The sequence below is a fragment of the Pseudomonas flavescens genome, assembly GCF_013408425.1.
Lineage (GTDB): Bacteria > Pseudomonadota > Gammaproteobacteria > Pseudomonadales > Pseudomonadaceae > Aquipseudomonas > Aquipseudomonas fulva_A.
Window position 1 is genome coordinate 1273955 of record NZ_JACBYV010000001.1, and the last position, 22706, is coordinate 1296660.

General features: G+C 63.9%; 23 protein-coding genes. 15 read left to right on the top strand and 8 right to left on the bottom strand.

What is annotated here, in order from left to right:
- Positions 1 to 153: 153 nt before the first annotated feature.
- Genes FHR27_RS05555 through FHR27_RS05565 form a run of 3 tightly spaced genes read right to left on the bottom strand, consistent with a single transcriptional unit; the run spans position 154 to position 5093 of the window.
- Positions 154 to 2067: an ATP-binding protein gene (locus FHR27_RS05555; RefSeq protein ID WP_042553805.1), complete on the bottom strand. Its 1914-nt coding sequence runs from the start codon at positions 2065 to 2067 to the stop codon at positions 154 to 156.
- Entirely contained in the window at positions 2064 to 2987 is a 924-nt protein-coding gene (locus FHR27_RS05560; protein WP_179538025.1) for an ABC transporter substrate-binding protein, read from the bottom strand. The genes FHR27_RS05555 and FHR27_RS05560 overlap by 4 nt, the downstream gene beginning before the upstream one ends.
- Positions 2988 to 5093: a TonB-dependent receptor plug domain-containing protein gene (locus FHR27_RS05565; protein ID WP_179540041.1), complete on the bottom strand. Its 2106-nt coding sequence runs from the start codon at positions 5091 to 5093 to the stop codon at positions 2988 to 2990.
- 190 nt (positions 5094 to 5283) lie between these two features.
- On the opposite strand from FHR27_RS05565, the gene FHR27_RS05570 reads away from it, so the two are divergent.
- The 8 genes from FHR27_RS05570 (at position 5284) to FHR27_RS05605 (ending at position 11572) form a co-directional block, all read left to right on the top strand.
- The gene (locus FHR27_RS05570; RefSeq protein ID WP_042553803.1) at positions 5284 to 6306 is read left to right on the top strand and encodes an NAD(P)H-dependent glycerol-3-phosphate dehydrogenase; all 1023 of its coding nucleotides are present in this window, start codon (positions 5284 to 5286) and stop codon (positions 6304 to 6306) included.
- An 11-nt stretch (positions 6307 to 6317) separates the two neighbouring features.
- Positions 6318 to 6656: a DUF4389 domain-containing protein gene (locus FHR27_RS05575; protein ID WP_042553802.1), complete on the top strand. Its 339-nt coding sequence runs from the start codon at positions 6318 to 6320 to the stop codon at positions 6654 to 6656.
- A gap of 10 nt (positions 6657 to 6666) precedes the next feature.
- Positions 6667 to 7131: a phosphohistidine phosphatase SixA gene (gene sixA / locus FHR27_RS05580; RefSeq protein WP_179538026.1), complete on the top strand. Its 465-nt coding sequence runs from the start codon at positions 6667 to 6669 to the stop codon at positions 7129 to 7131.
- Between the two features lie 97 nt (positions 7132 to 7228).
- Complete coding sequence (locus FHR27_RS05585; RefSeq protein ID WP_179538027.1) at positions 7229 to 7672, top strand: hotdog fold thioesterase; 444 nt, start codon at positions 7229 to 7231, stop codon at positions 7670 to 7672.
- A 156-nt stretch (positions 7673 to 7828) separates the two neighbouring features.
- Entirely contained in the window at positions 7829 to 8632 is an 804-nt protein-coding gene (locus FHR27_RS05590) for an alpha/beta fold hydrolase (RefSeq protein ID WP_179538028.1), read from the top strand.
- On the top strand, positions 8629 to 9492 hold the full coding sequence (locus FHR27_RS05595; RefSeq protein WP_179538029.1) for an alpha/beta fold hydrolase: 864 nt from the start codon (positions 8629 to 8631) through the stop codon (positions 9490 to 9492). Before FHR27_RS05590 ends, FHR27_RS05595 begins: the two co-directional genes overlap by 4 nt.
- A gap of 159 nt (positions 9493 to 9651) precedes the next feature.
- Positions 9652 to 10452: a DUF4892 domain-containing protein gene (locus tag FHR27_RS05600; RefSeq protein WP_179538030.1), complete on the top strand. Its 801-nt coding sequence runs from the start codon at positions 9652 to 9654 to the stop codon at positions 10450 to 10452.
- Positions 10453 to 10498: 46 nt separating this feature from the next.
- A complete protein-coding gene (locus tag FHR27_RS05605) occupies positions 10499 to 11572 on the top strand; it encodes an AI-2E family transporter (RefSeq protein WP_042553796.1) in 1074 nt (357 codons plus the stop codon).
- Between the two features lie 13 nt (positions 11573 to 11585).
- On the opposite strand, the gene FHR27_RS05610 is transcribed toward FHR27_RS05605, so the two are convergent.
- The gene (locus FHR27_RS05610) at positions 11586 to 12635 is read right to left on the bottom strand and encodes a patatin-like phospholipase family protein (RefSeq protein ID WP_179538031.1); all 1050 of its coding nucleotides are present in this window, start codon (positions 12633 to 12635) and stop codon (positions 11586 to 11588) included.
- Between the two features lie 142 nt (positions 12636 to 12777).
- On the opposite strand from FHR27_RS05610, the gene FHR27_RS05615 reads away from it, so the two are divergent.
- On the top strand, positions 12778 to 13050 hold the full coding sequence (locus FHR27_RS05615) for a hypothetical protein (protein WP_042553794.1): 273 nt from the start codon (positions 12778 to 12780) through the stop codon (positions 13048 to 13050).
- Between the two features lie 48 nt (positions 13051 to 13098).
- Positions 13099 to 13707, top strand: a complete 609-nt coding sequence (locus FHR27_RS05620; protein WP_179538032.1) for a flavin reductase family protein — start codon at positions 13099 to 13101, stop codon at positions 13705 to 13707.
- A 3-nt stretch (positions 13708 to 13710) separates the two neighbouring features.
- On the opposite strand, the gene FHR27_RS05625 is transcribed toward FHR27_RS05620, so the two are convergent.
- Positions 13711 to 14019, bottom strand: a complete 309-nt coding sequence (locus FHR27_RS05625; RefSeq protein ID WP_042553792.1) for a hypothetical protein — start codon at positions 14017 to 14019, stop codon at positions 13711 to 13713.
- Between the two features lie 289 nt (positions 14020 to 14308).
- Between FHR27_RS05625 and FHR27_RS05630 the strand changes: the two genes are divergently transcribed.
- From FHR27_RS05630 to FHR27_RS05650, 5 genes are all read left to right on the top strand, one after another.
- Positions 14309 to 15226, top strand: coding sequence for an AAA family ATPase (locus FHR27_RS05630; RefSeq protein ID WP_042553791.1), 918 nt, complete (start codon positions 14309 to 14311; stop codon positions 15224 to 15226).
- Positions 15223 to 16179 carry a DUF58 domain-containing protein gene (locus tag FHR27_RS05635; protein WP_179538033.1) on the top strand — a complete coding sequence of 319 codons (957 nt, stop codon included), beginning with the start codon at positions 15223 to 15225 and terminating at the stop codon, positions 16177 to 16179. Before FHR27_RS05630 ends, FHR27_RS05635 begins: the two co-directional genes overlap by 4 nt.
- Positions 16176 to 18170 carry a transglutaminase TgpA family protein gene (locus FHR27_RS05640; RefSeq protein ID WP_179538034.1) on the top strand — a complete coding sequence of 665 codons (1995 nt, stop codon included), beginning with the start codon at positions 16176 to 16178 and terminating at the stop codon, positions 18168 to 18170. Before FHR27_RS05635 ends, FHR27_RS05640 begins: the two co-directional genes overlap by 4 nt.
- 21 nt (positions 18171 to 18191) lie before the next feature.
- The gene (locus FHR27_RS05645; protein ID WP_179538035.1) at positions 18192 to 18953 is read left to right on the top strand and encodes a CHAD domain-containing protein; all 762 of its coding nucleotides are present in this window, start codon (positions 18192 to 18194) and stop codon (positions 18951 to 18953) included.
- 104 nt (positions 18954 to 19057) lie between these two features.
- Positions 19058 to 19855, top strand: coding sequence for an acyl-CoA thioesterase (locus tag FHR27_RS05650; RefSeq protein ID WP_042553787.1), 798 nt, complete (start codon positions 19058 to 19060; stop codon positions 19853 to 19855).
- Here the strand turns inward: FHR27_RS05650 and FHR27_RS05655 are convergent.
- The 3 genes from FHR27_RS05655 to FHR27_RS05665 all read right to left on the bottom strand — a co-directional run bounded on the left by FHR27_RS05655 (position 19831) and on the right by FHR27_RS05665 (position 22671).
- Positions 19831 to 20061: a hypothetical protein gene (locus tag FHR27_RS05655; protein ID WP_042553786.1), complete on the bottom strand. Its 231-nt coding sequence runs from the start codon at positions 20059 to 20061 to the stop codon at positions 19831 to 19833. The genes FHR27_RS05650 and FHR27_RS05655 overlap by 25 nt on opposite strands.
- Before the next feature lie 139 nt (positions 20062 to 20200).
- Entirely contained in the window at positions 20201 to 21685 is a 1485-nt protein-coding gene (locus FHR27_RS27425) for a methyl-accepting chemotaxis protein (protein ID WP_179538036.1), read from the bottom strand.
- 152 nt (positions 21686 to 21837) lie between these two features.
- Positions 21838 to 22671 carry a TatD family hydrolase gene (locus tag FHR27_RS05665; protein WP_042553784.1) on the bottom strand — a complete coding sequence of 278 codons (834 nt, stop codon included), beginning with the start codon at positions 22669 to 22671 and terminating at the stop codon, positions 21838 to 21840.
- Between the last annotated feature and the right edge of the window lie 35 nt (positions 22672 to 22706).

Below are 22706 nucleotides of genomic sequence, written 5' to 3' on the forward strand. Positions count from 1 at the left end.
CAGCAGCCTAGTCATAGACTGTTGCGTTGTGGTGAAAGTCACAGTGTGGTGAGTACAGTTGTACTCTGCTGCGGCCAATGGTGTCACAAATGCCCCTTTGACGCCCACTTCAACCAGCAAGCGTGCAACATTTCCGTCGATATGACTAGTCATCTAATGGTTGGGTGACAGCCAGCGATCGAGCAATTCCTGCAGTTCCATGCGTTTGAACGGTTTGGCGAGGTAATCGTTCATTCCAGCCTGCAAGCAGGCCTCACGGTCGCCCTGCAGGGCATTGGCGGTCAGGGCGATGATCGGCAGCTTGCCCCGCGTGCCCAGCTCGCGGATGCGCCGGGTAGCCTCGTAACCGTCCATGATCGGCAGGCGGCAGTCCATCAGCACCGCCGCGAAATGGCCCTGGCTGACCGCCGATACGGCTTGCACTCCGTCGACGACCAGGGTGACCTGATAGCCCAGGCTGCGCAGCATGGCCTCGATCACCGTCTGATTGACCGCATTATCCTCCACCAGCAGCACCGAGTGGGCTTCCTGTAATGCAGGCTCGGAAATCGAGGTTTCGGGTAGCGATTGCGGCTGTTGCGCCGAAAACGGCAAAGGAATCTCCAGAGTGAAGCAGGAACCATGGCCCGGCTCGCTCTGTGCCCTCAGGGTGCCGCCCATGCGTTCCGCCAGCGTACGGGCGATAGGCAGGCCCAGGCCGGTACCGCCATAGCGGCGGGAAATCGAATTGTCGGCCTGCTGGAAGGCGTCGAACATGGTTTCCAGGCGTTCGCTGCTGATACCGATACCGGTGTCGTGGACGCTGCAGGTGAACCACAGCACCTGATTGTCCAGAGCCTGCCAGTGGGCCTCGACCCGTACCTCGCCACGCTCGGTGAATTTCAGGGCGTTGCCGATCAGGTTGACCAGAATCTGGCGCAGACGGGTGGGGTCGCCCTGCACCTGCAGTGATGGCAGGGCCTCGCCAAGCTCCAGACGCAGCGCCAGGCCGCGCTGCTGAGCGCTGTGCTGGAAGGCTTGCAGCGCGGTTTTCAGCAGCACCGACAGATTGAAACTGATCAGTTCGAGTTCCAGCGCCCCGCGTTCGATCCGCGAGAAATCCAGGATGTCGTTGATCACCTTGAGCAGGTGTTCGGTCGACTCGGTCGCCAGGGCGGCATACTCACTCTGCTCCTGGTTCATGTCGGTGGTTTCCAGCAATTGCAGCATACCCAGCACGCCGTTCATGGGAGTACGCAGTTCGTGGCTCATCATCGCCAGGAAGTCCGATTTGGCGCGGTTGGCCAGTTCGGACTCCTCACGGGCCTTGATCAGCAGAGTCATGGCCTGCTGTTGCTCCAGGGCCGCGTTGTTGAGACCGCTGGCGAGGTTGTTGATGTGCCGCGCCAGGGTAACCAGTTCGCGGCCGCCCACTTCCGGGAGCGTCGTCTGATAGTTGCCGCTCTGGATCGCCGTCACCGCATCGCTCATCGCGCTCAACGGCCGCGACAGGCGGCTGGCGAGGCGCCGGGCGAGCAGGAAGGTCAGCAACAGCGCAAACAGCACCAGCATCGCGACCTTGAAGAGAATCTCCTGCTGGCGCGTGTTGAAGGCTTCACCGGACATGCCGACGACGACGCGGCCCAGGTAGTCGCCGGTGAGTGGCGAGGAGGCGTTGGCATTTTCCTGGATGAAATCCGAGCCCAGATCGACCTGCTGCTGCTGGATGGGCGACTGGAATATCTCGATATGGCCGTGACCGGCCTGCAGGTGTTCGGACTGCTGCTCGAGGTAGACCAGGATGTTGTCGTCGCGGTCGCGTACTTCCACGAAGCGTACGTGAGGTGTTTTCAGGGTGGCCTGCAGCAATGACTCCAGCACCTTGCCGTTGCCCGAGATCACCCCATATTCCGTGGCCGGAGCGAGTTGGCTGGCGATCAGCTGTCCGGTGTGGTTGATCTCGACCCGCAGGTCCTGCAGGCGATTGAAGGTCAGAAACCCGGTCAGCAGAAGCGTCAGCAGCAGGGCAGGGCCGACACTGATGAGCTGGGTGCGGATGTGGATGTTCCAGCCGCGCCACAGTTTCATGGCGTTTCTCCTTCTGACAGATGCCTGGCGAGATCCTCGTCACTGGGTAGGTCCACGGCGAGGGCGCGGGCTACCTGAGGATTGCCAAGTACTTTGAATGTGTTCGAGTAGGTGCCATGAGGCCAGCTTTGCGGCGGCTGATCGAGCAACTGGCCAAGGGTGGTCAGCCAATCGTTCTGGTCGCTGTAGGTACTGGCCAGGCTACCGGCGCGGACGAAGCCGGCGCTGGGGCCGATCAGCGCGTGCTGCTGTCCATAGCTGGTCAGCAGCAGGTTCTTGGCGGTTTGCGGGTTGTACAGATCATCGTCGGCAACGCCAAGCAGTATGTCGCTGTCGCGCAGCAGGCTCAGCAGGGGGCGGTTGTCGCGGGTATTCGGCCAGCCCTGCGAAACGATCTTCAGGCCCAGGCTGCTGGCCGCTTGCTGAATCTCGTCGAGCAGAAACGCACTGTGCTGGTCATGCAGCACGCCGACCCTGTCGATATGCGGCAGCAGACGTTTGGCCAGACGCAGCTGGCGCAGCGGTGCAGCATCCTGCCAGAGCACGCTGAGGTTGGCCGGGGTGCGTTCGCCAAGGGTCGCCCGGGCCTGGGTCCTGTTGACCTGCAGCACCAGCGTCGCCGGGCCGTCTTGCGAGCTGACGCGCCAGGCCAGAGCTGGCTGGCCAAAGAGAATGAGGCGGGTATCGGCTGGCAGTTCGTTGAGCGGCGGCATTTCGTTGAGGGGCACGATACGCACGCGATCCTGGGGGCGCGCCGCCGCCAGCGCGGTGCCGAAGCCGTGCAGAACGCTGGTGTCCCCAGCGCTGCTCAGCAGCAGCTCGGCAGCCTGTGACGGGGATTGCAGCAGACACAGCACGAGCAGCGCGCGGCGCACCCACGTGCGGTTGCCTGGCCATGCCATCGAGCGGTTGGCAGCCATCTAGAATTCGAGCTCGGCGCTAAGGTAGAACAGGCGGGGCTCGTCGTAGTTGTTCTCGCGCCAGGTCAGGGCTTCGTCATCCAGACGCCACTGCAGCACGCCTGCCACTTCCAGTTGGCTGCGGCCTATGGGCGTGCGTTTGGCCAGGCGCAGGTCCATGCGCTCGAAGCGGCGCTCGTTGAGGCGATCCGCAGCGTAGTAGAACAAGCCGCTCGACCAGCCCAGCCCCCAGTCACGCAACCAGCCGGCAGAGCCGCTGTTGCGGGCGGTTAGGCGCTGGTCGGTCTTGCTGGTGGCGCTGTGGTCGACGTAGGCGTAGGTCAGACGCAGGCGGTCGTGCACGCCGAAATTCCAGTCCAGCTGGGTTTCCGCGCCGCTGAAACGCATGCGATGGGTGTTGTTGGGCGCGAAGCGATCGACGCGCAGCGGTTCGCTGATCATGTTGTGGATTTCGTCGTAGAACAGCTTCACGTCGACGCTGACACCCGCTTCGGCGAACAGGCCGTTGTAACCCAGCTCGTGGGACCGTATGACTTCCTGCTCGAGATCGCGCGGTCCCTTCGCATTGATGAAGTAGTAGGCATCGCGCTGACCGAATGGCTGTGGCTGCAGGCCGCGAATTCGGTAGCGCCAGTCGACGTTGTTCTCGTACATGTCGGGCGAACGCAGCGCCTCCGAGTAGACAGCGCGCAGGCCGTGTCGCGGGGTGATCAGGTAGTTGACGGCGAGGCGTGGGGTCAGCGACGACCCGGTGAGCCGATCGTCCTCGAGCATGGCGCCGCCTTGCAGCAGCCAGTGGTCGTCCACCTGCCATTCGAGGTGGCCGAACAGGCGCCATATCTGGTTGCTGAGACGGCCGCTGAAAAAAGTCTCCGAGTCCGCCTGGTCGTAGCGATAACCCAGGCCGCTGAGCAGCCGCAGGTTATCGGCAAGGCTGAGGGTGTCTTGCAGTTCGAGGTCGTAACGGGTTTCGCGGATGTTCTGGTTGGCCGTGCCGCAGACCTCGCGAGTCGCCCCCGACGCCAGTTGCTGCTGAATTTGCGTCGCCAGCGCGCGTTCCTGGGTGGTACCCGCAGGCACGCTGCCGAATGGATTGCGGGTGAAGCGCGTCACGTACCCGGGATTGAGCGACCATAGCTCGGCGAGCTGAGGGCTGAAGGCGATTTCCGCTTCGCACGCTCGCCAGTTTTCCAGGCGCTCCCAGTGCTGGACGGAACTCTGTAGCGACAGGCTGTGGTTGGCCGTCTGGTCGAAGCTCCAGCGCAGCGAGCCGGCGTAGTCTCGCGCCTTGATGTCAGAGTCCGTATCGCCCAGACCGATACCTGGAAACAGAGGCTCATAGAGGTAGGGGCGCTGATTGCTGCCTTCCTTCGCGGCAAGTTGCCAGTCCAGGCTCTGGCGTTCATCGAGCTGATGGCTGACCGACAGGTTGATGCGCTCGAGACGGCGGCTGTCACGGTAGGGCGCATCAAATTCATCGTGGTCGAAGCCGTCGTCCTGCTGGCCGCTGATCGACAGGCGCATCGCCCCCGTGTCCCAGTTGCTGCCCTGGCTGGCGTAGTAATCGGCGATGCCGCGTTGCCCGCGGGTGACCTTGAGGCGAGTGCCGTGACTGTCTCCCGGGCGTCGGGTGAAGATGTTGACGACCCCCATCAGCGCATTGGCGCCATAGCTCACGGTATTGGGGCCGCGAAATACCTCGATACGCTCGATGTCTTCCAGGGCCACTGGAATGTCCGACCAGTCGACGGTCGCCAAGCCTGGGTGATACACCGAACGGCCGTCGACCATCACCTGCAGGCGGCGTGCTTCCGAGGCGCTGGAGCCGTGGTAGTTGAGTGTCGGCTGATTGCCGTTGCGGTAGCCGACCATCATGCCCGGCACCAGGCGCAGCAACTCGGCGATATCGCGTGCTCCGCTGGCCCTGATCAGGGCGCCGTCGAGCACCGTCACGCTACCAGGCACCGCAGCGGGCGCCTGTTTCAGGCGCGTGGCGGTCAATACTTCGGGAACCGCCCGGCCGCCGCTGAACAGGTCATCGGCCACGGCGTCGCCATTGGCCAGGAGCGCCAGCAGCAGAAGTTTGAGAGGAGGGGAGGCTTTGATCACGCAACGACCCTGTTCGCGCAGTGTGGTGCATGTTAACCGAGCGGCGCGGCGTTGCCAGCCATGTGTCGGTAAAACACCGATTTTAGTTCAAGGGTCGATCTACCGGGGCCTGCAGTGGCAAGGCTGGTCCTGGCGCGAGTGACCCGTATAATGCCGTTATTACCACAGGGCTCACTACGGATCGGTCATGACTCAACAGCAACCTATCGCGGTGCTTGGCGGCGGCAGCTTCGGCACCGCCATCGCCAACCTGCTGGCGCAGAATGGTCATCGGGTTCTGCACTGGATGCGCGACCCCGTGCAGGCCGAGGCCATTCGGGTCAACCGCGAAAATCCCCGCTATCTCAAGGGCGTCAAGGTACTCGACGGTGTCGAGCCGACCACCGATCTGTCGGCTGCGCTGAACAGCTGCGCACTGGCGTTCGTGGCCTTGCCGTCCAGCGCATTGCGTCAGGTGCTGCAACCCGTGTCGGCGCTGCTGGCCGGCAAGATGCTGGTCAGCACCACCAAGGGCATCGAGGCGCAGACGTTCAAGCTGATGAGCCAGATCCTCGAGGAGGTTGCCCCCGAGGCCCGTATCGGCGTGCTTTCCGGGCCGAACCTGGCGAAGGAAATCGCTGCGCATACGCTGACCGCCACGGTCGTCGCCAGTGAAGACGAGGCCCTGTGCCGTGAGGTTCAGGCGGTTCTGCACGGACGCACCTTCCGCGTCTACGCCAGCACCGACCGCTTTGGCGTCGAGCTTGGCGGTGCGCTGAAGAATGTCTACGCGATCATCGCCGGCATGGCGGCGGCGCTTGGCATGGGCGAAAACACCAAGAGCATGCTGATCACCCGGGCACTGGCTGAAATGACCCGTTTCGCCGTGCATCTGGGGGCCAATCCCATGACTTTCCTCGGTCTTGCCGGGGTCGGTGATCTGATCGTTACCTGCTCGTCGCCGAAAAGCCGCAATTATCAGGTCGGCTTTGCGCTCGGCGAGGGCCTGAGCCTGGAAGATGCCGTCCAGCGCCTCGGTGAGGTTGCCGAAGGGGTCAACACCATCAGGGTACTCAAGGCCAAGTCCGACGAGTTGCAAGTCTATATGCCGCTGGTCGCCGGGCTGCATGCGATCCTGTTCGAGGGGCGCACCCTGGATCAGGTGATCGAGGCGCTGATGCGCGCAGAGCCCAAGACCGATGTCGATTTCATTCCAGCCACTGGTTTCTGAGGGATTCGTATATGAGTGAGCACCAAAAAGGCGAGCCCATCGGGTTGCGCATCGTCTGGATGTTGCTGTTCCTGCTGGTCTGGCAAGTGGCCGAGCTGCTGCTGGCCGGTGTGGTTCTGCTGCAACTGATCTGTCGCCTGGTATACGGCGCGCCAAATGCCGGTTTGCTGGGTTTCGGCGACAGCCTCAGCCAGTATCTGGCTCAGATCGGCCGTTTCGGCACGTTCAACAGCGAGTCCAAGCCCTGGCCGTTCGCCGACTGGCCCACGCCGCGCCCAGCGCAGGGCGAATTTGCGCACAGCGTGCAGCCGGACGTGCCGCCGGCCAGGGACGAGGAGCCGAAACTGTGAGTCATCAGCCATGAGAATCTGGTTGTTGCGCCATGGCCAGGCCCACCCTGAAGCACGCACCGATGCCCAGCGGGAGCTGACGGACTACGGTCGTGACGAAGTGCACCAGTCCCTCGAGCTCCTGCGTGGCCGTTCGCTGGACGCGATATTCGTCAGCCCCTATGTGCGGGCTCAGCAGACAGCCGCGCTGGTGCGTGATGCCCTGGCGTCGAGCGCCGAACTGCACACGGTTCCCTGGCTGACCCCGGAAAGCGATCCCCGTGACAGCCTGGGCAAGCTTCAGCGCCTCTCGGGCCAGGAGCTTCTGCTGGTTTCCCATCAGCCCTTCATCGGCGCGCTCGGCGGGCTGCTGGTACATGGTCATCGGCAGCAGCCGCTTTCCATGCATACCGCCAGCCTGGCGATGCTCGAAGGTGAAGAGCTGATTGCCGGGCTGATGTCGCTCGAGCTGCTGGCCCATCCCGACCTGCGCTGATACGGCTGCGCAAGGCGTGGGCGCTGTGTCACGATTCTGCTGTGCTCGCCATCGCAGGCGAGCCGGTAGAGTCCACCGCTAATGACAAGGATCGACCATGAGCCTTTGGCGACAGCCCCCAAACCTCGATGAAATCAATGCTGCCCAGCGCAACACCATCGGCGAGTTGCTGGACATTCGCTTCGAGTCCTTCGATGACGAGTCAATCACCGCCAGCATGGTGGTCGATGCGCGTACCCATCAGCCCTACGGCCTGCTGCATGGCGGCGCGTCGGTGGTGCTGGCGGAAAGCCTGGGTTCCACGGCCAGTTACCTGTGCATCGATACGCAACGGTTTTTCTGCGTGGGCCTGGAGGTCAATGCCAACCATTTGCGGGGCCTGCGCTCGGGGCGTGTCACCGCAGTGGCCAAACCGGTGCATCTGGGCCGTACCACCCATGTATGGGATATCCGCCTCAGCGGCGACGATGGCAAGACCAGTTGCATCTCGCGGCTTACCATGGCCATCGTGCCCCACGGCAGCCCGCCGCCCGAGCGTTAGGCGCTGCTGGCCTTTCGGCCGGTGCTGTGCGCCGAGATCGATAGCCCTGGGGGCGGAATTTGGCCGGAGCGTCGTCCTTCCTGACCGTTACGGTCATTGCCGTGGGCTGGGGGCTGGCTGACAATCCCCGCATTGCCTGCCACCAGCGCGACGACCATGTCCCAGCTCATCTTCTTCGCCCACGCCAACGGCTTCCCATCGGGGACCTACGGCAAGCTGTTCGCCTCGCTCGCACCGGAGTACCGGGTACAGCATCTGGCACAGCACGCGCACGACCCGCGCTTCCCGGTGAATGACAACTGGAGCAATCTGGTCGATGAGCTGTTGCATCATCTGCAGCTTTGCGCCGGGCCGGTGTGGGGGGTGGGCCATTCGCTGGGTGGTGTGCTGCACTACCATGCGGCGTTGCGCAGGCCCGATCTTTACCGCGGTGTGGTGATGCTCGACTCGCCTGTGCTGAGCCGTGCCGATCAGATGGTGATTCACGCTGCCAAACGGTTTGGTTTCATCGACCGTCTGACCCCAGCCAGGCGCACCCTGGGGCGCCGCGAGGCGTTTGCCGATGCCCTGGAGGCGCGCCAATACTTCGCCGAGCGGGCGCTGTTCAGTCGCTTCGATCCCGATTGCCTGGATGCCTATGTCGAGCATGGTCTGCACCTCCACCAGGATGGCATGAGGTTGCGTTTCGAGGCCGCTACCGAAATCAGCATCTACCGCAGTGTCCCGCACACCAGCCCCGGGCTGCCACAGCAGTTGCAGGTGCCGCTGGCGCTGGTCAAAGGCGCCCAGAGCCGTGTGGTACTGGCCCATCATGGCCGCATGGCGCGCCGTGCACCGCGGGGCGAGTTCCTCACGTTGCCTGGCGGCCACATGTTTCCTCTCGAGCACCCGAACGAGACGGCGCAACTGATTCGCGTGCTGTTCGCGCGCTGGCAGCAACCTGTAGAGGCCATTCCATGAGCCTCGGGTTCGAAGAGGTGCGGCTTCGGCTGCCGCATATCGAGCTGGCTGCCCAGCTACATGGTCCGGAAGACGGTATCCCGGTAATCGCCCTGCATGGCTGGCTCGACAATGCCGCGAGCTTCTCCCGGCTGGCCCCGAAGCTTTCAGGGCTGCGCATCGTGGCCCTGGATTTCGCGGGTCATGGCCATTCGGACCATCGTCCGCCTGGCGCCGGCTATGCACTCTGGGATTACGTGCACGACGTACTGCTGGTCGCCGAGCAGTTCGGCTGGCAGCGCTTCAGCCTGCTCGGCCATTCGATGGGCGCGATCGTCTCGCTTGTGCTGGCCGCCACTTTCGCCGAGCGTGTGCAGCGTCTGGCATTGATCGATGGCCTGGTTCCGCCGACCACCGAGGCCGACGCTGCGGTGGCCAACCTGGGCGACTCGCTGCGTGCGCAACTGGCCCTGTCGGCCAAGCGCAAGCCGGTTTACCCGAGCCTGGAGCGTGCCGCCCAGGTGCGCCAGCGCGGCGTGGGGCTGGTCAGTTTCGAGGCCGCCGAGCTGCTCGCGCAGCGTGGGCTGATGCCCGTGCCTGGTGGCTACACCTGGCGTACCGACAACCGCCTGACGTTACCGACGCCCTTGCGCCTGACCCGCGCCCATGTACAGGCCTTCGTGGCGGCGCTGCGCTGCCCGACCAGCCTGGTATTGGCCGAGCATGGCCTGCTGGCGCAGCGTGAGGGCCTGCAAGGCTTGCTGGCGGCGACGGCGATCAGCGTCGAACGGCTGCCAGGAGGGCATCATCTGCATCTGGACGACGAGCGCGGGGCGCAACTCGTAGCAGACTGTTTCAATCCTTTCCTGAACGCGCCTTGACGGCCTGCTGCAACTGGGGAAAGGTGTCGGCATTGCAATGGAGACCCGCATGACCGACATGTATACCGTCGCGCTGGAAGCGCTGCTCCCGTCTGATGCTGTTAACGCTCTGCCACCTGCCTCGCAGACCCTCGACCCGACTGAGCAACGAGGGGCTTCATGCGTCTGAGTTACCTGTTTCCCCTGATGCTGGTCAGCGCCGCTGCCACTGCTGATGTAGCGGGCAGCCGCGATCTCGATGTATTGCCGCGCTTTCCCGGCAGTGAAATCGTCACGTTCAAGGAGCAGGCCGATCAGGAGCGGCTCTATCCGCAAGGCACCATCCGCCGTATCAGCGGGCGCCTGCGTTACGAGCGCGAGGTACTCGCCACCGGGCAGCTCACCGCCATCACCTATGAGCTGCCACGCACCCATAATGCCAATGAAGTGTTTTCCGCCGCGCGCGAAGCGCTGCAGGATAAGGACGCCCACATCCTTTACTGGTGCGAGGGCCGCGAGTGTGGGTCCAGCAGCCTGTGGGCCAACGCGGTGTTCGGCAATTCGACCCTGTACGGTTCCGATGATCAGCAGGCCTATGCTTTGCTGCGTCTGGCCGAACCCAATCAGGACAGCCTCGTAGCGCTGTACAGCATCACCCGTGGCAACCGCCGTGCCTACCTGCATGCCGAGTTGCTGGCAGCCAGCCAGCCATTGGCGAAAGTGCTGCCCACGCCTGCCACTCTGCTGCGTCAGCTGAAAAGCACCGGCGACCTGCGGCTGCCCGGGCAGGAAGAACCTCAGGAAGAATGGACGGAGCTCCTGGCGCGTAGCCTCAATCAGGACAGTACCTTGCGTGTCAGCTTGTCCGGTGCGCATGCCGAAGCCTGGCGAGAAGCGCTGATCGAGCAGCGGGTGAGGGCGGCTCGCCTGGAACTCGGTGAGAGCGACGGCGACGGTTTGCGCATCGACGTGCTACGTTGAACGCGCCCATCAGGGCCTGAGTCTGGTTTTCTGGAAACACTGAAAAATGCCGAATAACGACCGTTTGCTGGTGCAGATCCTGCTACTGGGGTTGCTGGGCGCCAGCCTCTGGGTGCTGGCGCCGTTCTGGTCGGCGCTGTTCTGGGCCGCCGTGCTGTCCTTCGCCAGTTGGCCGGTGATGCGCTGGCTGACGCGCCTGCTCAAGGGGCGACAGTCCGTCGCTGCCGGGCTGCTGACCGGCGTGTGGATCGTGCTGGTCGCCGTGCCGCTGGTCATGCTTGGCGTCAATCTGGCCGATCACATTCGCGATGCCACCGCCGTGATCAAGGGGTTTCAGGTCGAAGGCCTGCCACCCCCGCCGACCTGGTTGCACTCGGTCCCTCTGGTCGGTGCGCGCCTGGTCGGCATCTGGGAAACCCTCGATCAGCAGGGCTCGGCGCTGTTTGCCACGGTGCAGCCTTATCTCGGCCAGGTCGGCAACTTCCTGCTGGTGCGCAGTGCCAAGATCGGTGGGGGCATTCTCGAGCTGGCGCTGAGCCTGATTCTGGTGTTCTTCTTCTATCGAGATGGCCCACGGCTGGCGGCGTTCGTCGAAAGCCTGCTCGAGCGGCTGATCGGCGACCGCGCCGAGCATTACCTCGAGCTGGTGGCCGGAACCGTGCAGCGGGTGGTGAACGGCGTGCTGGGCACTGCGGTCGCGCAGGCGATTCTCGCCTACATCGGTTTCATGATCGCTGGCATTCCAGGCGCCCTGTTGCTGGGCCTGCTCACCTTCGCCTGCAGCCTGATCATGGTGCCGCCACTGATCTGGGGGCCGGCAGTAGCCTGGCTGGTCTGGCAGGGCGAGATCGGCATGGCGATCTTCCTCGGTATCTGGGGCTTCTTCATCATCAGCGGCGTGGACAACATCCTCAAACCGTACCTCATCAGCCGCGGCGGCAACCTGCCGTTGGTGGTGGTGCTGCTCGGCGTGTTCGGCGGCATTCTGGCGTTCGGCTTCATGGGCCTGTTCCTCGGGCCGACCCTGCTGGCGGTTGCCTACAGCCTGCTCAGCGACTGGGTCGCACACAAGGCACCAGCCGGGCTCCCGCCGCGCGAAGAGCGTACGCCTCCAGGCTGAATGGCGGCGCCCTTCAGTGGTCGCCGCGTTCGTATTTGTCGAGTGTGTCCCTGGCAATCTGCCGACCCAGCATGATCAGCTCCGGCGCCTTGTAGAACTCGAAGAAACGACACACCCGCTTGGGCACGTTGATCAGGATGTCCGGCGGATAGCCAGCGATCTTGTACTGCGACAGCGATGTCTGCATGACCTCGAAGCTCTGGTTGATCAGCTCCAGCAGCGACGCCGGCCCGACCATGTTGGCGACCCGCGAGCCACTTGCCGATTTCGGTGCGCTGCCACTCTGTGGTGCTGCCGCGGGTTGCTGGGCGTGAGGATCGACCGGGTCCTGCAGCCACAGATCGGGCTGCAGCGGAGTCGTTGGTTGAACACGGTTTTCCAGCAGCAGAAGCTGATCGTCCTCGCCACCCTTGCGGCGCAACGACGGCAGCCGCGAACCCAGTGATGCCATCAGTTGATCGAAGCGGCCTTTGAGCGCCGGCGTGCGTTCGATCATCGGCAACTGATAGTGCTGTTGTTGTGCCGAGTTGAGGTTGACGGCGATGATCAGATCGCAATGGCTGGACACCACCGGCACGATTGGCAAGGGGTTGAGCAGGCCACCATCGACCAGCATGCGCTTGCCCTGGATGACGGGTGTGAACAGGCTGGGAATCGCCGCCGAGGCGCGCATCGCCTGATGCAGGCAACCTTCCTGGAACCAGATTTCCTGCTGGTTGGTAAGGTCGGTGGCCACGGCCGTGAAAGGGATGTTCAGCGCTTCGATATTGATTTCGCCGACGATGTCGCGAATCCGCCCGAAGACCTTTTCGCCACGAATGGCGCCCAGACGAAAGCTCACGTCGAGCAGACGCAGCACATCCAGGTAATCGAGGCTCTGTGTCCAGTCGCTGTAATCCTTCAGCTTGCCGGCCGCATAGATGCCGCCGACCACGGCGCCCATGGAGCAGCCAGCGACGCAGCCTATCTCGTAGCCGCGTGCTTCCAGTTCCTCGATCACGCCAATATGCGCGTAACCCCGTGCACCGCCGGAGCCCAATACCAGGGCCACTTTCTTGCTCATCCTGCTCCCCCTGAAGGTCCACTCTGGTTACTGCACAATCCTGTGCCATGGCAGTGCCTGTGATAGTGGCACTTTTTCTTCGGCGCGCCGTCATAATCAGCACCGGCAACATGATTGCCGGACAACCTCTGGAGTATGCGACATGAAAGCCTGGATTCTCTTACCGATTGCGCTGTTGGCGGGCTGCTCAGCGACCACTTCCTACCGCGACAGCTGTGCGACCCAGCTGGATGCCGCGTGGCAGGAACTCGACCTGGCCAAGGCCGAGGGCTTTGCCGGAACCGTCAGTTACTCCAAGGCGGCATCGCTGATGACGGCGGCGAAAACTCAGCAACAGTTCGAAGCTTTCCGCGGCTGCACCAACAAGTCGGAGAAAGCTCGGTTCTATATCCGTGAGTCTCGGGCGGGCCGCTGACGCCTGACTGGAGTAAGCTGGCAGCCACTCGACTCGCTGGAGAATGGGATGCTGCTCGACTTCGCCAATCTGACCCCGCTGGACCGTTACCGCTGGCTCGCTGCAACCGTCACGCCCAGGCCAATCGCCTGGGTGTCGAGTCTCTCAGGGGAGGGCGTCGCCAACCTGGCGCCCTTCAGTTTTTTCCAGGTAATAAGCGACGAGCCGGCGACCCTGATGGTCAACGTCGGCACCCGTGATGACGGCGCCCTCAAGGACACCCTGCGCAACGCTCAGGAAACCGGTGAGCTGGTGATCCATCTGGTGTCGTTCGCGCAGGTCGAGGCGATGAATGCCAGCGCCGCGATCCTGCCGCGCAGCAGCAGCGAATTCGAACATTGCGCGATCGCATCGATTCCCAGCACTCGGGTCGCTCCGCCCCGCGTGGCTGGAGCAGCCGTGGCATTCGAATGCCGGGTGGCGGAAATCATCGGCTACCCGCAGCAGCAGCCCAATCATCACCTTATCTTCGCCGAGGTGCTGCTCGCCCATGTGGACGATGGCGTGCTCAACGAAAAAGGCCGTATCGACCCGCATCGTCTCGATCTGGTCGGGCGCCTGGGCGGTACCGCTTACAGCAGAACCCGCGACACCTTCGATTTGCAACGACCGAGCTGAGTTCTACCAGTAGAGTTCGATGCGTGAGCGTGGCGAGCGCTCGTCCAGCCGTGTGACGGTCTGTGCCAGCGCTTCGCGATCGATGCGCGTGTCGGCATTCTGGTAGCGAATGCGGTAACCGTCCCGGCAATCGTGGTTGGTCAGCAGCAGCCCCTGGCTCTCGGCAAGGCTGTCGACCTGACAGGCGCTGTGCACAGCCAGGCGGATGCCCACCTCACCGCCAGCCATCTCGGCGAAAGCCTGGCCGCTGGTCAGCAGAGCGCCCAGCAGCAGGATCGAAGGGTAGAGGTTGTTGCGCGAGGTGCTGGGCATGGTCGGTGTCCTGCCGACGCTCTGTCGGCTCAGTAGGCGAACCGATTCTAGCAATGGATTCTGGATGATGGCGAGGTGCTATTGCGGCCGTCCGTCGCTCGCCCTTGCCATCTTCGCTCCGAGATCCGCTCACACGAAGACGCTTCGGCAACCCATGGCGCCGCTCGATCTTGGGCCTGGTGCACAGTTTTGTCAGCAAAGGTTACCTATTCGTCAGCAAAGGTTACGTAGCGCTTTGCCCGATGCCACGGGGCCAGTAGCATCGAGCCACTTGCATGAGGAGTGGACGATGCACACGAAACTGGATGCCTGCCTTGATACCGTCAACCAGGTGCTGCTCGGCAAGGAGGCGCAGGTGCGCCTGGCACTGACCTGCCTTTTGGCACGGGGTCACCTGTTGATCGAAGATCTGCCCGGCATGGGCAAGACCACCCTCAGCCACGCCCTCGCCAAGGTCCTGGGCCTGAGTTTTCAGCGCGTTCAGTTCACGTCCGATCTGCTACCCGGCGATATCCTCGGAACGTCGGTATTCGACAAGGATACCGGGCAGTTTCTGTTCCATCCCGGGCCCATCTTCGCTGAGCTGGTCCTGGCTGACGAAATCAACCGGGCCACACCCAAGAGCCAGAGCGCCCTGCTCGAGGCCATGGAGGAAGGGCAGGTGACCATCGAGGGCGCCACGCGGCCATTGCCGGATCCGTTCTTCGTGATCGCCACGCAGAACCCGATCAGCCAGAGCGGCACTTTCGCTTTGCCGGAATCGCAACTGGATCGCTTCCTGATGCGCCTGTCGCTCGGTTATCCGGCCCGGGCGGCGGAGAAGGCGCTGCTACTGGGCGAGTCACGTCGTTCGGTGCTGCCGACCCTGGATGCGGTGCTCAACCACGCCGAGCTGGCGAAGTTGCAGGCCGAGGTGCCCAAGGTGCGGGTCAGCGATGCACTGGTCGATTATGTGCTGCGCCTGGTCGAGGCCACGCGCACCCAGCCGCAGTTCGCCTGGGGGCTGTCACCGCGTGGCAGCCTGGCGCTGCTGGCGGCGGCGCGTGCGTGGGCGCTGCTGGCTCAGCGAGATTATGTGATACCCGAGGATGTACAGGCCGTGCTGCCGTCGGTTGCCGGTCACCGGCTGCGCGACCAGGCCGACCCCGCCGGGCATGGTGGCGGGGCATTGGTGCAGTGGCTGCTGCGCGAGGTGCCTGCACTTTGACGAGTGCCCTGAAGCAGCGCTGGAGTCGCTGGCTGGACAAGCGCATTCCGGCGGCCGCCAGCATTCAGCTCAGTCAGCGGCGGATCTTCATCCTGCCAACGCGAGTCGGCGTGGCGTTTCTGTTTGCGCTGCTGGTGATGTTGCTGGCGGCAATCAACTACCAGAGCAGTCTGGCCTATGCGCTGACCTTCCTGTTGGGCTCGGTGTTCGTGGTGACCATCCTGCATACCTACCGCAACCTGGCCGGGCTGGTGCTGCATGGTGGTGGTGCCGGTGCCGTGTTCGCCGGCGAGCAGGCACGTCTGCGGGTACGCCTGGAAAGCCGCGGGCGGGTTCATGAAGCCGTGGCACTGGGCTGGCCGCCTGCCGATACGCTGCAGCAGGACGTCGCTGCCGGCGGCGCTACCGAGTGTGAACTGAGCCTGCCGACCCAGCGTCGTGGCTGGCTGCACCCCGGCAGACTGAGGGTAGAGAGCCGTTTTCCTCTGGGCATGCTGGTGGCGTGGAGCCTGATCGACCTGGATCAGGCGGTGCTGGTCTATCCGCGGCCACTGGAAGGCGAGTTGCCGCTGGCTGCCGGTGGCAGTGAGGACGATCAGGAGCAGGGGCATCTGAGCATGGGGCAGGGGAGCGATGACTTCCAGGGGCTGCGAACCTATCAGCCAGGCGACTCACGCAAGCGTCTGCACTGGAAAGCTTATTCGCGTGGCCAGGGCCTGCTGGTCAAGGACTTCGCCGCCCAGAGCGGTCGCGACCTGCTGCTGGATTTCGACGTGCTGAGCGGTGACCTGGAAAGCCGGCTATCGCTGCTCTGCCACTGGGTGCTGGTGCTCTCCGAACGGCAGCAGCCATTTGCCCTGCATCTGCCTGGCAGCCTGTTCGCAGCGGATATCGGCGAGCGCCACCGTGAGCGGTGTCTGCGTGCCCTGGCATTGCACGGAGCTCGCGCATGAGCGCCATTCAGGGCATTCCACGGATCAGCCTGACCTGGCTGCTGGTGGCGCAGGCGCTGGTGATCGTGCCGCATCTGGGGCACCTGCCGCTGTGGGTGATCGGCCTGTGGCTGGGCTGCGCCTTCTGGCGGGTACAGATTTTCCGCATGCGTGCCGGTTATCCCACGCGTGTGCTGCGTATCGGTCTGATCGTTCTGGCCGGGTTAGGGGTATTCCTTTCTCGCGGAACGCTGGTCGGGCTGGATGGCGGCGTGGTGCTGCTGATCGCCGCCTTCATCCTCAAATTGCTGGAGATGCGTACCCGCCGTGATGCGCTGGTGCTGATCTTCCTCGGCTTCTTCGTAGTGGTGACCGCGTACCTGTTCGATGACAGCATCCTCGTCGCCCTATTCAGCCTGTTGCCGGTCTGTGCACTGCTGGCGGCGCTGATCGGTCTGCAGCAGAGCGGTACGGCGACCCGCCCCTGGCGCACGCTTCGGTTGTCCGCCAGCCTGCTGCTGCAAGCGCTGCCGCTGATGCTGTTGCTGTTCCTGTTCTTCCCGCGCCTGGGGCCGCTCTGGTCGCTGCCTGTACCCAATGAACGGGGCGCTGTCACCGGCCTTGCCGACAGCATGGCTCCCGGAGACATCGCCGAGCTGACCCGTTCTGGCGAGCTGGCCTTTCGCGCCAGTTTCGAGGGCGAGGTGCCGCCGCGCAGCGAGCTGTACTGGCGGGCGCTGACCCTCGATCATTTCGATGGGCGGCGCTGGTCGCAATCACCGGTCGCGCAGTTCTCGCCACCGCCGCAATGGCAGCCGCGTGGTGAACCGTTGCGCTACAGCATCGTCATGCAGCCCACCACGCGGCCCTGGCTGTTCGCCCTCGACGTCGCCCAGACCGACTTGCAAGGCACCCGGCAGATGGGCGATTTCCGTCTGCAGCGCAACCGGCCGGTGGACCGTGCGCTGCTCTATGACGTCAGTTCCTGGCCCCAGGCGATTCGCGAACCGCATGAGCGCCGCAATGGCATGCAGACCTGGCTACGCCTGCCTCAGCAGGGGGACGCACGCAGCCGCGCGTGGGCGCAGGAACTGCGTCAGCAGCACCCACAAGACGAGCAACTGGTCGCCGCGCTGCTCGGCCACTTCAACCGCCAGCCTTACGTCTACACCCTGACACCGACGCCGCTGGGCGCCGACTCCATCGACGAGTTCCTGTTCGATACGCGCAGTGGCTTCTGCGCTCACTATGCGGGTGCCATGACGTTCGTGCTGCGTGCGGCGGGGATCCCCAGCCGGGTTGTCGCCGGCTATCAGGGGGGGGAGCTGAGCGGCAACGGTCGTTATGTTCAGGTACGCCAGTTCGATGCCCATGCCTGGGTCGAATACTGGCAAGCGGGGAAGGGCTGGACAAGCGTGGACCCTACCTTCCAGGTTGCCCCCGAGCGCATCGAGCAAGGTCTGGAGCAGGCCCTGGCAGGTGAGCAGAGCTTCCTCGCCGACTCGCCTTTCTCGCCCTTGCGCTATCGCAACCTAACCTGGCTGAACGAGCTCCGCCTGGCCTGGGATGACCTCAATTACGGCTGGCAGCGCTGGGTTCTCGGTTATCAGGGCGCTCAGCAGTTCGAATTGCTGCAGCGCTGGTTCGGTCAGGTCGACAGCGGTCGCCTGATACTCGCATTGGTGGGGGGCGGCGGCTTGCTGCTGGGGCTGTTGTCGTTATGGCTGTTCAAGCCCTGGCGCGTCGAACGGGACTCCCTGCTACGGGTGTTCGTGCGCTTCGAACGCCTGCTGGCGCAGCATGGCGTGCGGCGAGATACCGGCGAGGGCCCTCGGGCGTTCGCTGCCCGTGCCGCTCAGGCACTGCCCGGGCAGGCCGAGGCCATCGCTGCGTTCGTACGGGCCTATGAGGCGCAGCGTTATGCAGGGCAGAACGTATCCCCCCGAGCACTACTCCAACAGCTGAATGCGCTTCGCCGTCAGCTACCGTGGCGTTGGAGTCGACCCCATTGACCGGTTTCAGGAGTACCCGCGATGAGTGGTTTCGTCAGCAATTTGCGCAGTGAAGTGCTGCGTTTGCAGGTAGCGCTCTACGCCTGCCGCGAGCGTCTGCAGGCACAGACCGATGGTGAGGCGCTGCATGATCTGCGGGTGTGCCTGCGCAGACTGCGCAGCCTGCTCAAGCCCCTCAAGGGGGCTGCCGGCAGCGACCCGTTGCAGCAGCGTGCGGCCGAGATCGGGCGTCTGAGTGGTCCGCTGCGCGACCTCGAGGTGTTGATCGACACCTTGAGGCAGCATGGCGAACATGTTGCTGCCGACCGATGTGTGGCCGAGCGGGCCAGAGGCGACGCGATGTTGCTCGCCAGCCGTTCGCTGCCGGCACTGTTTCGGGCGCTGGACGAATGGCCCCAGGAGCTGGCCCGACAGCAGGCCAGCGGTGAGCTCGATGATCTGCACAAGAAGGTTCGCCGCTACCTGCGCAAGCAGCGTGCCCGCCTGGTTGAGGCGTTGGCTGATGCCGAGCATGACCGCCATCGAGTCCGTCTGCTGATCAAGCGGGTGCGCTACACGACGGAGGCGTATCCGCAACTGTCGCCGTTATCCGCAGCCCAGGTTCGCCTGCTCAAGAAGGGGCAGGCGGTACTTGGCGACTGGCACGACCACCTGCAGTGGCTGGCGAGGGCCGAAACGGAGACGGACCTGCAGGTCTTCGAACAGCCATGGCGCCGCTCGATGCAGGAGGCCGAACGGGCCTCGGAAGTGATTCAGGCGCGTCTGCTTGCGGCGCTGGAGTAGGCACGCCGCTATTTCCTTACAAATGACCGAACTGGCGCCTGCCGCCGCCTCGCCGCCGGGCAGCGAGTCTCTTACTATCGTGGTGACGTCCATGGGAGGTGAGCATGAATTTCTCTGCATTGCTGGAACAGGTACGGCGCACGCCCGAGTCGCTGTCGATTCCCGCTGACTGGGGCCAGGGGCGCGCCAGTTTCGGGGGCTTGGTGGCGGCATTGGTGTACGACGTGATGCGCAACAAGGTGGCGGCGGATCGGCCACCCCGTTCGCTGGCGATTACCTTCGTCGCGCCGGTCGCGCCTGATACCGCGACCTGTTTCGAGGCCGAGGTGCTGCGCGAGGGCAAGGCCGTCAGCCAGGTGTTGGGGCGCGCGCTACAGAACGGTGAGGTCGTGGCTCTGGTGCAAGGCAGCTTTGGCGCGCCTCGTCCTTCTTCGGTCAGCGTCGAGGCGCAGCCAGCGCCTGTGCTGGAGGCCGTGGAAGGTAGCCAGGAGCTGCCTTACATCCCCCAGGTCACCCCGGAATTCACCCGCCATCTGGCAATGCGTTGGGGGCTGGGTGGCTTGCCATTCAGTGGCAGCCAGTCGCGGGAGATGGGTGGCTGGGTACGCTTCCGTGATCAGGAGCGTGTCGAAACCCTCGGTGAAGCGCATCTGCTGGGACTGGTCGATGCCTGGCCACCGGCTGTGCTTTCTCTGCTCAAGGGGCCTGCGCCAGGTAGTTCGCTGACCTGGACCATCGAGTTCATCCAGCCGCTGGTCTCGGTGACCTCGGATCAGTGGTGCCTGTATCGTGCGCAAATCGAACACGCCCGTGATGGCTATGGACACGTCGCTGCGGCACTCTGGACCGCCAGCGGAGAACTGCTGGCGATCAGTCGTCAGACGGTTACCGTGTTCGGCTGAGCCGCGGCAGCAGGCAACAGCGCCTGCCGTGCCAGGGCATAGGCTGCAATCGCTCCCAGCCCCGACAAGACCAGCGCCAGCGGGCCTGACCCACTGCCGGCAAGAGCGAGCGACACCAGCAGCAGTGGCAGGGCGATGGCCAGCGATGGCATGTCGATCGATTCGGTGCTGGCCGAGTGGGCGAGGGTAGCGTTTTGCGTGCTCATGAAAGGTCTCCTGCATCAGATGGAGCCAGTCTATGGGGCAGCCGGCCCGGCAGCGAATTGATCCCTCCTATGTGGCAGATAGCTTTTGTACCATCTGCCCAAACCTCGCTAGCGCCTCACGGCCACCAGGCAGCATGCCCTAGGGCTTGAGTTGGCGGATGGCACGCGATAGCTCGCCCGCCAGTTCTGCCAGTTCACTGCTGGTCGCGGCCGACTCCTGGGTCTGCTCGACGGTTTGTTCGGTGACGTCGCGAATGCCGATCACCGAGCGGGTCATCTCCTCGGCCACCTGACTCTGCTGCTCGGCGGCCACGGCAATCTGCGTATTGCTCTCACGCATCTGCGCCACTGCACTGGTAATCGCAGCCAGCGCCTCGCCGGCTTCATGGGCGGCCTGTACGCAATCGTCGGCTTTCAGCGTACTTTCCTGCATGAATTCCACGGCATCCCGGGTGCCTGCCTGCAGGGTGCCGATCATGCTGGTGATCTCGTCGGTGGAGTCCTGCACGCGCTTGGCCAGGTTGCGTACTTCGTCGGCCACCACGGCAAAGCCACGGCCCATCTCGCCAGCGCGGGCCGCTTCGATGGCCGCGTTGAGTGCCAGCAGGTTGGTCTGTTCGGCGATGCCATGAATGACGTTCACCACACTGCTGATCTTCTGGCTGTCGCCCGCGACCTGCTGAATCATCGTGGCCGTCTGCTGGACACCGCTGGATAGCCCGGTGATGGAGTGTACGACGCGACTGACCACGGCCTGGCCGGCGCCCGCGAGCTGGTCGGCGGTCTGGGACTGGTCGCGCGTGGTCGCCGCATGCTCGGCGATGTGGTGCACGGTGGTCGACATCTCGTTGATGGCCGTTGCGGCCTGGTCGGTTTCGCTCTGTTGACCGAGCATGCCCTGGCGCACGTCTTTCATGCTCCGTGCCAGGCGCGCAGTGCCGTCATCCAGCCTCGAGGCTGCCTGGATGACCGTGTCGACGACGCGCTGGTAGCCATCCTGCATGGCGTTGAAGGCACCTGCCATCTGCCCGACTTCGTCGCGGCTCTGCAGGGGAACGCGTGCCGACAGGTCGCCGCTCCTCTCCACGTGCAGCATGACGTCCTTGAGGGTGTTGAGGTGGCTGAGCAGAAAGCGGATCAGCACCTGCGAGGCGCCGAGCAGCGCGAGCATCAGCAGGGCTACCGCCAGCGCATAGCTGCCGGCACGCTCGGCGAATACTTGCGCCAGGCTACGACCATATGCCGGTATCGCCACCCGTTCATCGCCGCCGCGCGCGCTGATCAGCACACCGATCAGCGGATCACTGCCGAACACGCCATCGTGGGGGAGCTCGACCCAACCGTGGGTGTTGCGCAGTGCGCCGGCGTTCGTGTTACCGGGCAGGCGTGGTGTCTCGCCGCTGGTGTACGGGATCAGATCAGCGCTGCCAGGCAGTTCGCCCTCGGCCGGCCAGGCGGCGATCAGGCGTGCCTGCCTTTGCGCCGCTTCGCGGGCTGCCTGGGCGAAGGTGTCCTGTTCCTGATGCATGGCGAACAGAACGAGCAGCAGGGTGGTGAAGAAGGCGACGGCGTTGACCGCCCAGAACTTGTGTTTCAGGGATACATCGCGAATCCAGACGGGCATGTTTTTCTGCTCTCGACATGAATGAGGTTGCTAGCAAGGCGCCATCATTCTTCCACGGGCAAAATGTCCATCCCTTGATGTGAGTCAATGACTCGAAAGCTGTGCGGTTGCATCCGGATCAACGGCGGTGGTCGCTCGGGCGCGTTGGCTGGTCATCCATTTTCTTCGTCGTCAGCCCGCTCGACGATCGGTGGCAGCGCAAAAAAGGCGCGGGCACAGGCGGTGGTGTGTCGTGCCACTTCGGCCACGGATTCCTGGCGATGCAGGGCCACCTCGCGCAATACCTCACTTAGGTAGGCAGGTTCGTTACGCCCGTTTTTCGGCTTGGGTCTGAGGCTGCGGGGGAGCAAGTAAGGGGCGTCACTTTCCAGCATCAGGCGGCCAGCGGGAATTTCCCTGACCAGCGGGTGCAGGTGGGCGCCGCGACGCTCGTCGCAGATCCAACCGGTGATACCGATGTGCAGATCCAGATCCAGGTAATCGAACAGCGCGCGCCGCTCGCCGGTGAAACAGTGCACGACTGCGGCTGGCAGGCGATCGCGGTAATCACGCAGGATCTGCGCGAAGCGTGGATGAGCGTCACGCTCGTGCAGAAACACCGGCATCTGCAACTCCACCGCCAGGCTGAGCTGCTCTTCCAGGGCTTTTTCCTGCTGCGGGCGTGGCGAGAAGTCTCGGTTGAAATCCAGACCGCATTCGCCCACGGCTCGTACCTGAGGCTCGGCCAGCAGGGCACGCAGGCTTCGCGAGTGGTCGCTGCTCCAGTCCCGCGCGTTGTGCGGGTGCAGACCAGCAGTACTGAACAGGCGGTCACCGCTCTCATCCAGTTGTCGGCAAAGCGCCAGGGCATGCTCGCTTTCCTCCAGACTGGTGCCGGTCAACACCAGTTGGCAGACGCCCGCCTCGAAGGCTCTTTCGAGCAAGGCCTGGCGCTGGTCATTGAAGCTTGCATGGGTCAGATTGACGCCGATGTCGATGAGTTGCATGGTGTGACCCTGTGAAACCTGAAGGCCGCAGCATA

Coding starts and splice junctions, on each gene's coding strand:
- FHR27_RS05555 (WP_042553805.1), bottom strand. CDS start 2,067: ATGAAACTGTGGCGCGGCTGGAACATCCACATCCGCACCCAGCTCATC.
- FHR27_RS05560 (WP_179538025.1), bottom strand. CDS start 2,987: ATGGCTGCCAACCGCTCGATGGCATGGCCAGGCAACCGCACGTGGGTG.
- FHR27_RS05570 (WP_042553803.1), top strand. CDS start 5,284: ATGACTCAACAGCAACCTATCGCGGTGCTTGGCGGCGGCAGCTTCGGC.
- FHR27_RS05575 (WP_042553802.1), top strand. CDS start 6,318: ATGAGTGAGCACCAAAAAGGCGAGCCCATCGGGTTGCGCATCGTCTGG.
- sixA (WP_179538026.1), top strand. CDS start 6,667: ATGAGAATCTGGTTGTTGCGCCATGGCCAGGCCCACCCTGAAGCACGC.
- FHR27_RS05585 (WP_179538027.1), top strand. CDS start 7,229: ATGAGCCTTTGGCGACAGCCCCCAAACCTCGATGAAATCAATGCTGCC.
- FHR27_RS05590 (WP_179538028.1), top strand. CDS start 7,829: ATGTCCCAGCTCATCTTCTTCGCCCACGCCAACGGCTTCCCATCGGGG.
- FHR27_RS05595 (WP_179538029.1), top strand. CDS start 8,629: ATGAGCCTCGGGTTCGAAGAGGTGCGGCTTCGGCTGCCGCATATCGAG.
- FHR27_RS05600 (WP_179538030.1), top strand. CDS start 9,652: ATGCGTCTGAGTTACCTGTTTCCCCTGATGCTGGTCAGCGCCGCTGCC.
- FHR27_RS05605 (WP_042553796.1), top strand. CDS start 10,499: ATGCCGAATAACGACCGTTTGCTGGTGCAGATCCTGCTACTGGGGTTG.
- FHR27_RS05610 (WP_179538031.1), bottom strand. CDS start 12,635: ATGAGCAAGAAAGTGGCCCTGGTATTGGGCTCCGGCGGTGCACGGGGT.
- FHR27_RS05615 (WP_042553794.1), top strand. CDS start 12,778: ATGAAAGCCTGGATTCTCTTACCGATTGCGCTGTTGGCGGGCTGCTCA.
- FHR27_RS05620 (WP_179538032.1), top strand. CDS start 13,099: ATGCTGCTCGACTTCGCCAATCTGACCCCGCTGGACCGTTACCGCTGG.
- FHR27_RS05625 (WP_042553792.1), bottom strand. CDS start 14,019: ATGCCCAGCACCTCGCGCAACAACCTCTACCCTTCGATCCTGCTGCTG.
- FHR27_RS05630 (WP_042553791.1), top strand. CDS start 14,309: ATGCACACGAAACTGGATGCCTGCCTTGATACCGTCAACCAGGTGCTG.
- FHR27_RS05640 (WP_179538034.1), top strand. CDS start 16,176: ATGAGCGCCATTCAGGGCATTCCACGGATCAGCCTGACCTGGCTGCTG.
- FHR27_RS05645 (WP_179538035.1), top strand. CDS start 18,192: ATGAGTGGTTTCGTCAGCAATTTGCGCAGTGAAGTGCTGCGTTTGCAG.
- FHR27_RS05650 (WP_042553787.1), top strand. CDS start 19,058: ATGAATTTCTCTGCATTGCTGGAACAGGTACGGCGCACGCCCGAGTCG.
- FHR27_RS05655 (WP_042553786.1), bottom strand. CDS start 20,061: ATGAGCACGCAAAACGCTACCCTCGCCCACTCGGCCAGCACCGAATCG.
- FHR27_RS27425 (WP_179538036.1), bottom strand. CDS start 21,685: ATGCCCGTCTGGATTCGCGATGTATCCCTGAAACACAAGTTCTGGGCG.
- FHR27_RS05665 (WP_042553784.1), bottom strand. CDS start 22,671: ATGCAACTCATCGACATCGGCGTCAATCTGACCCATGCAAGCTTCAAT.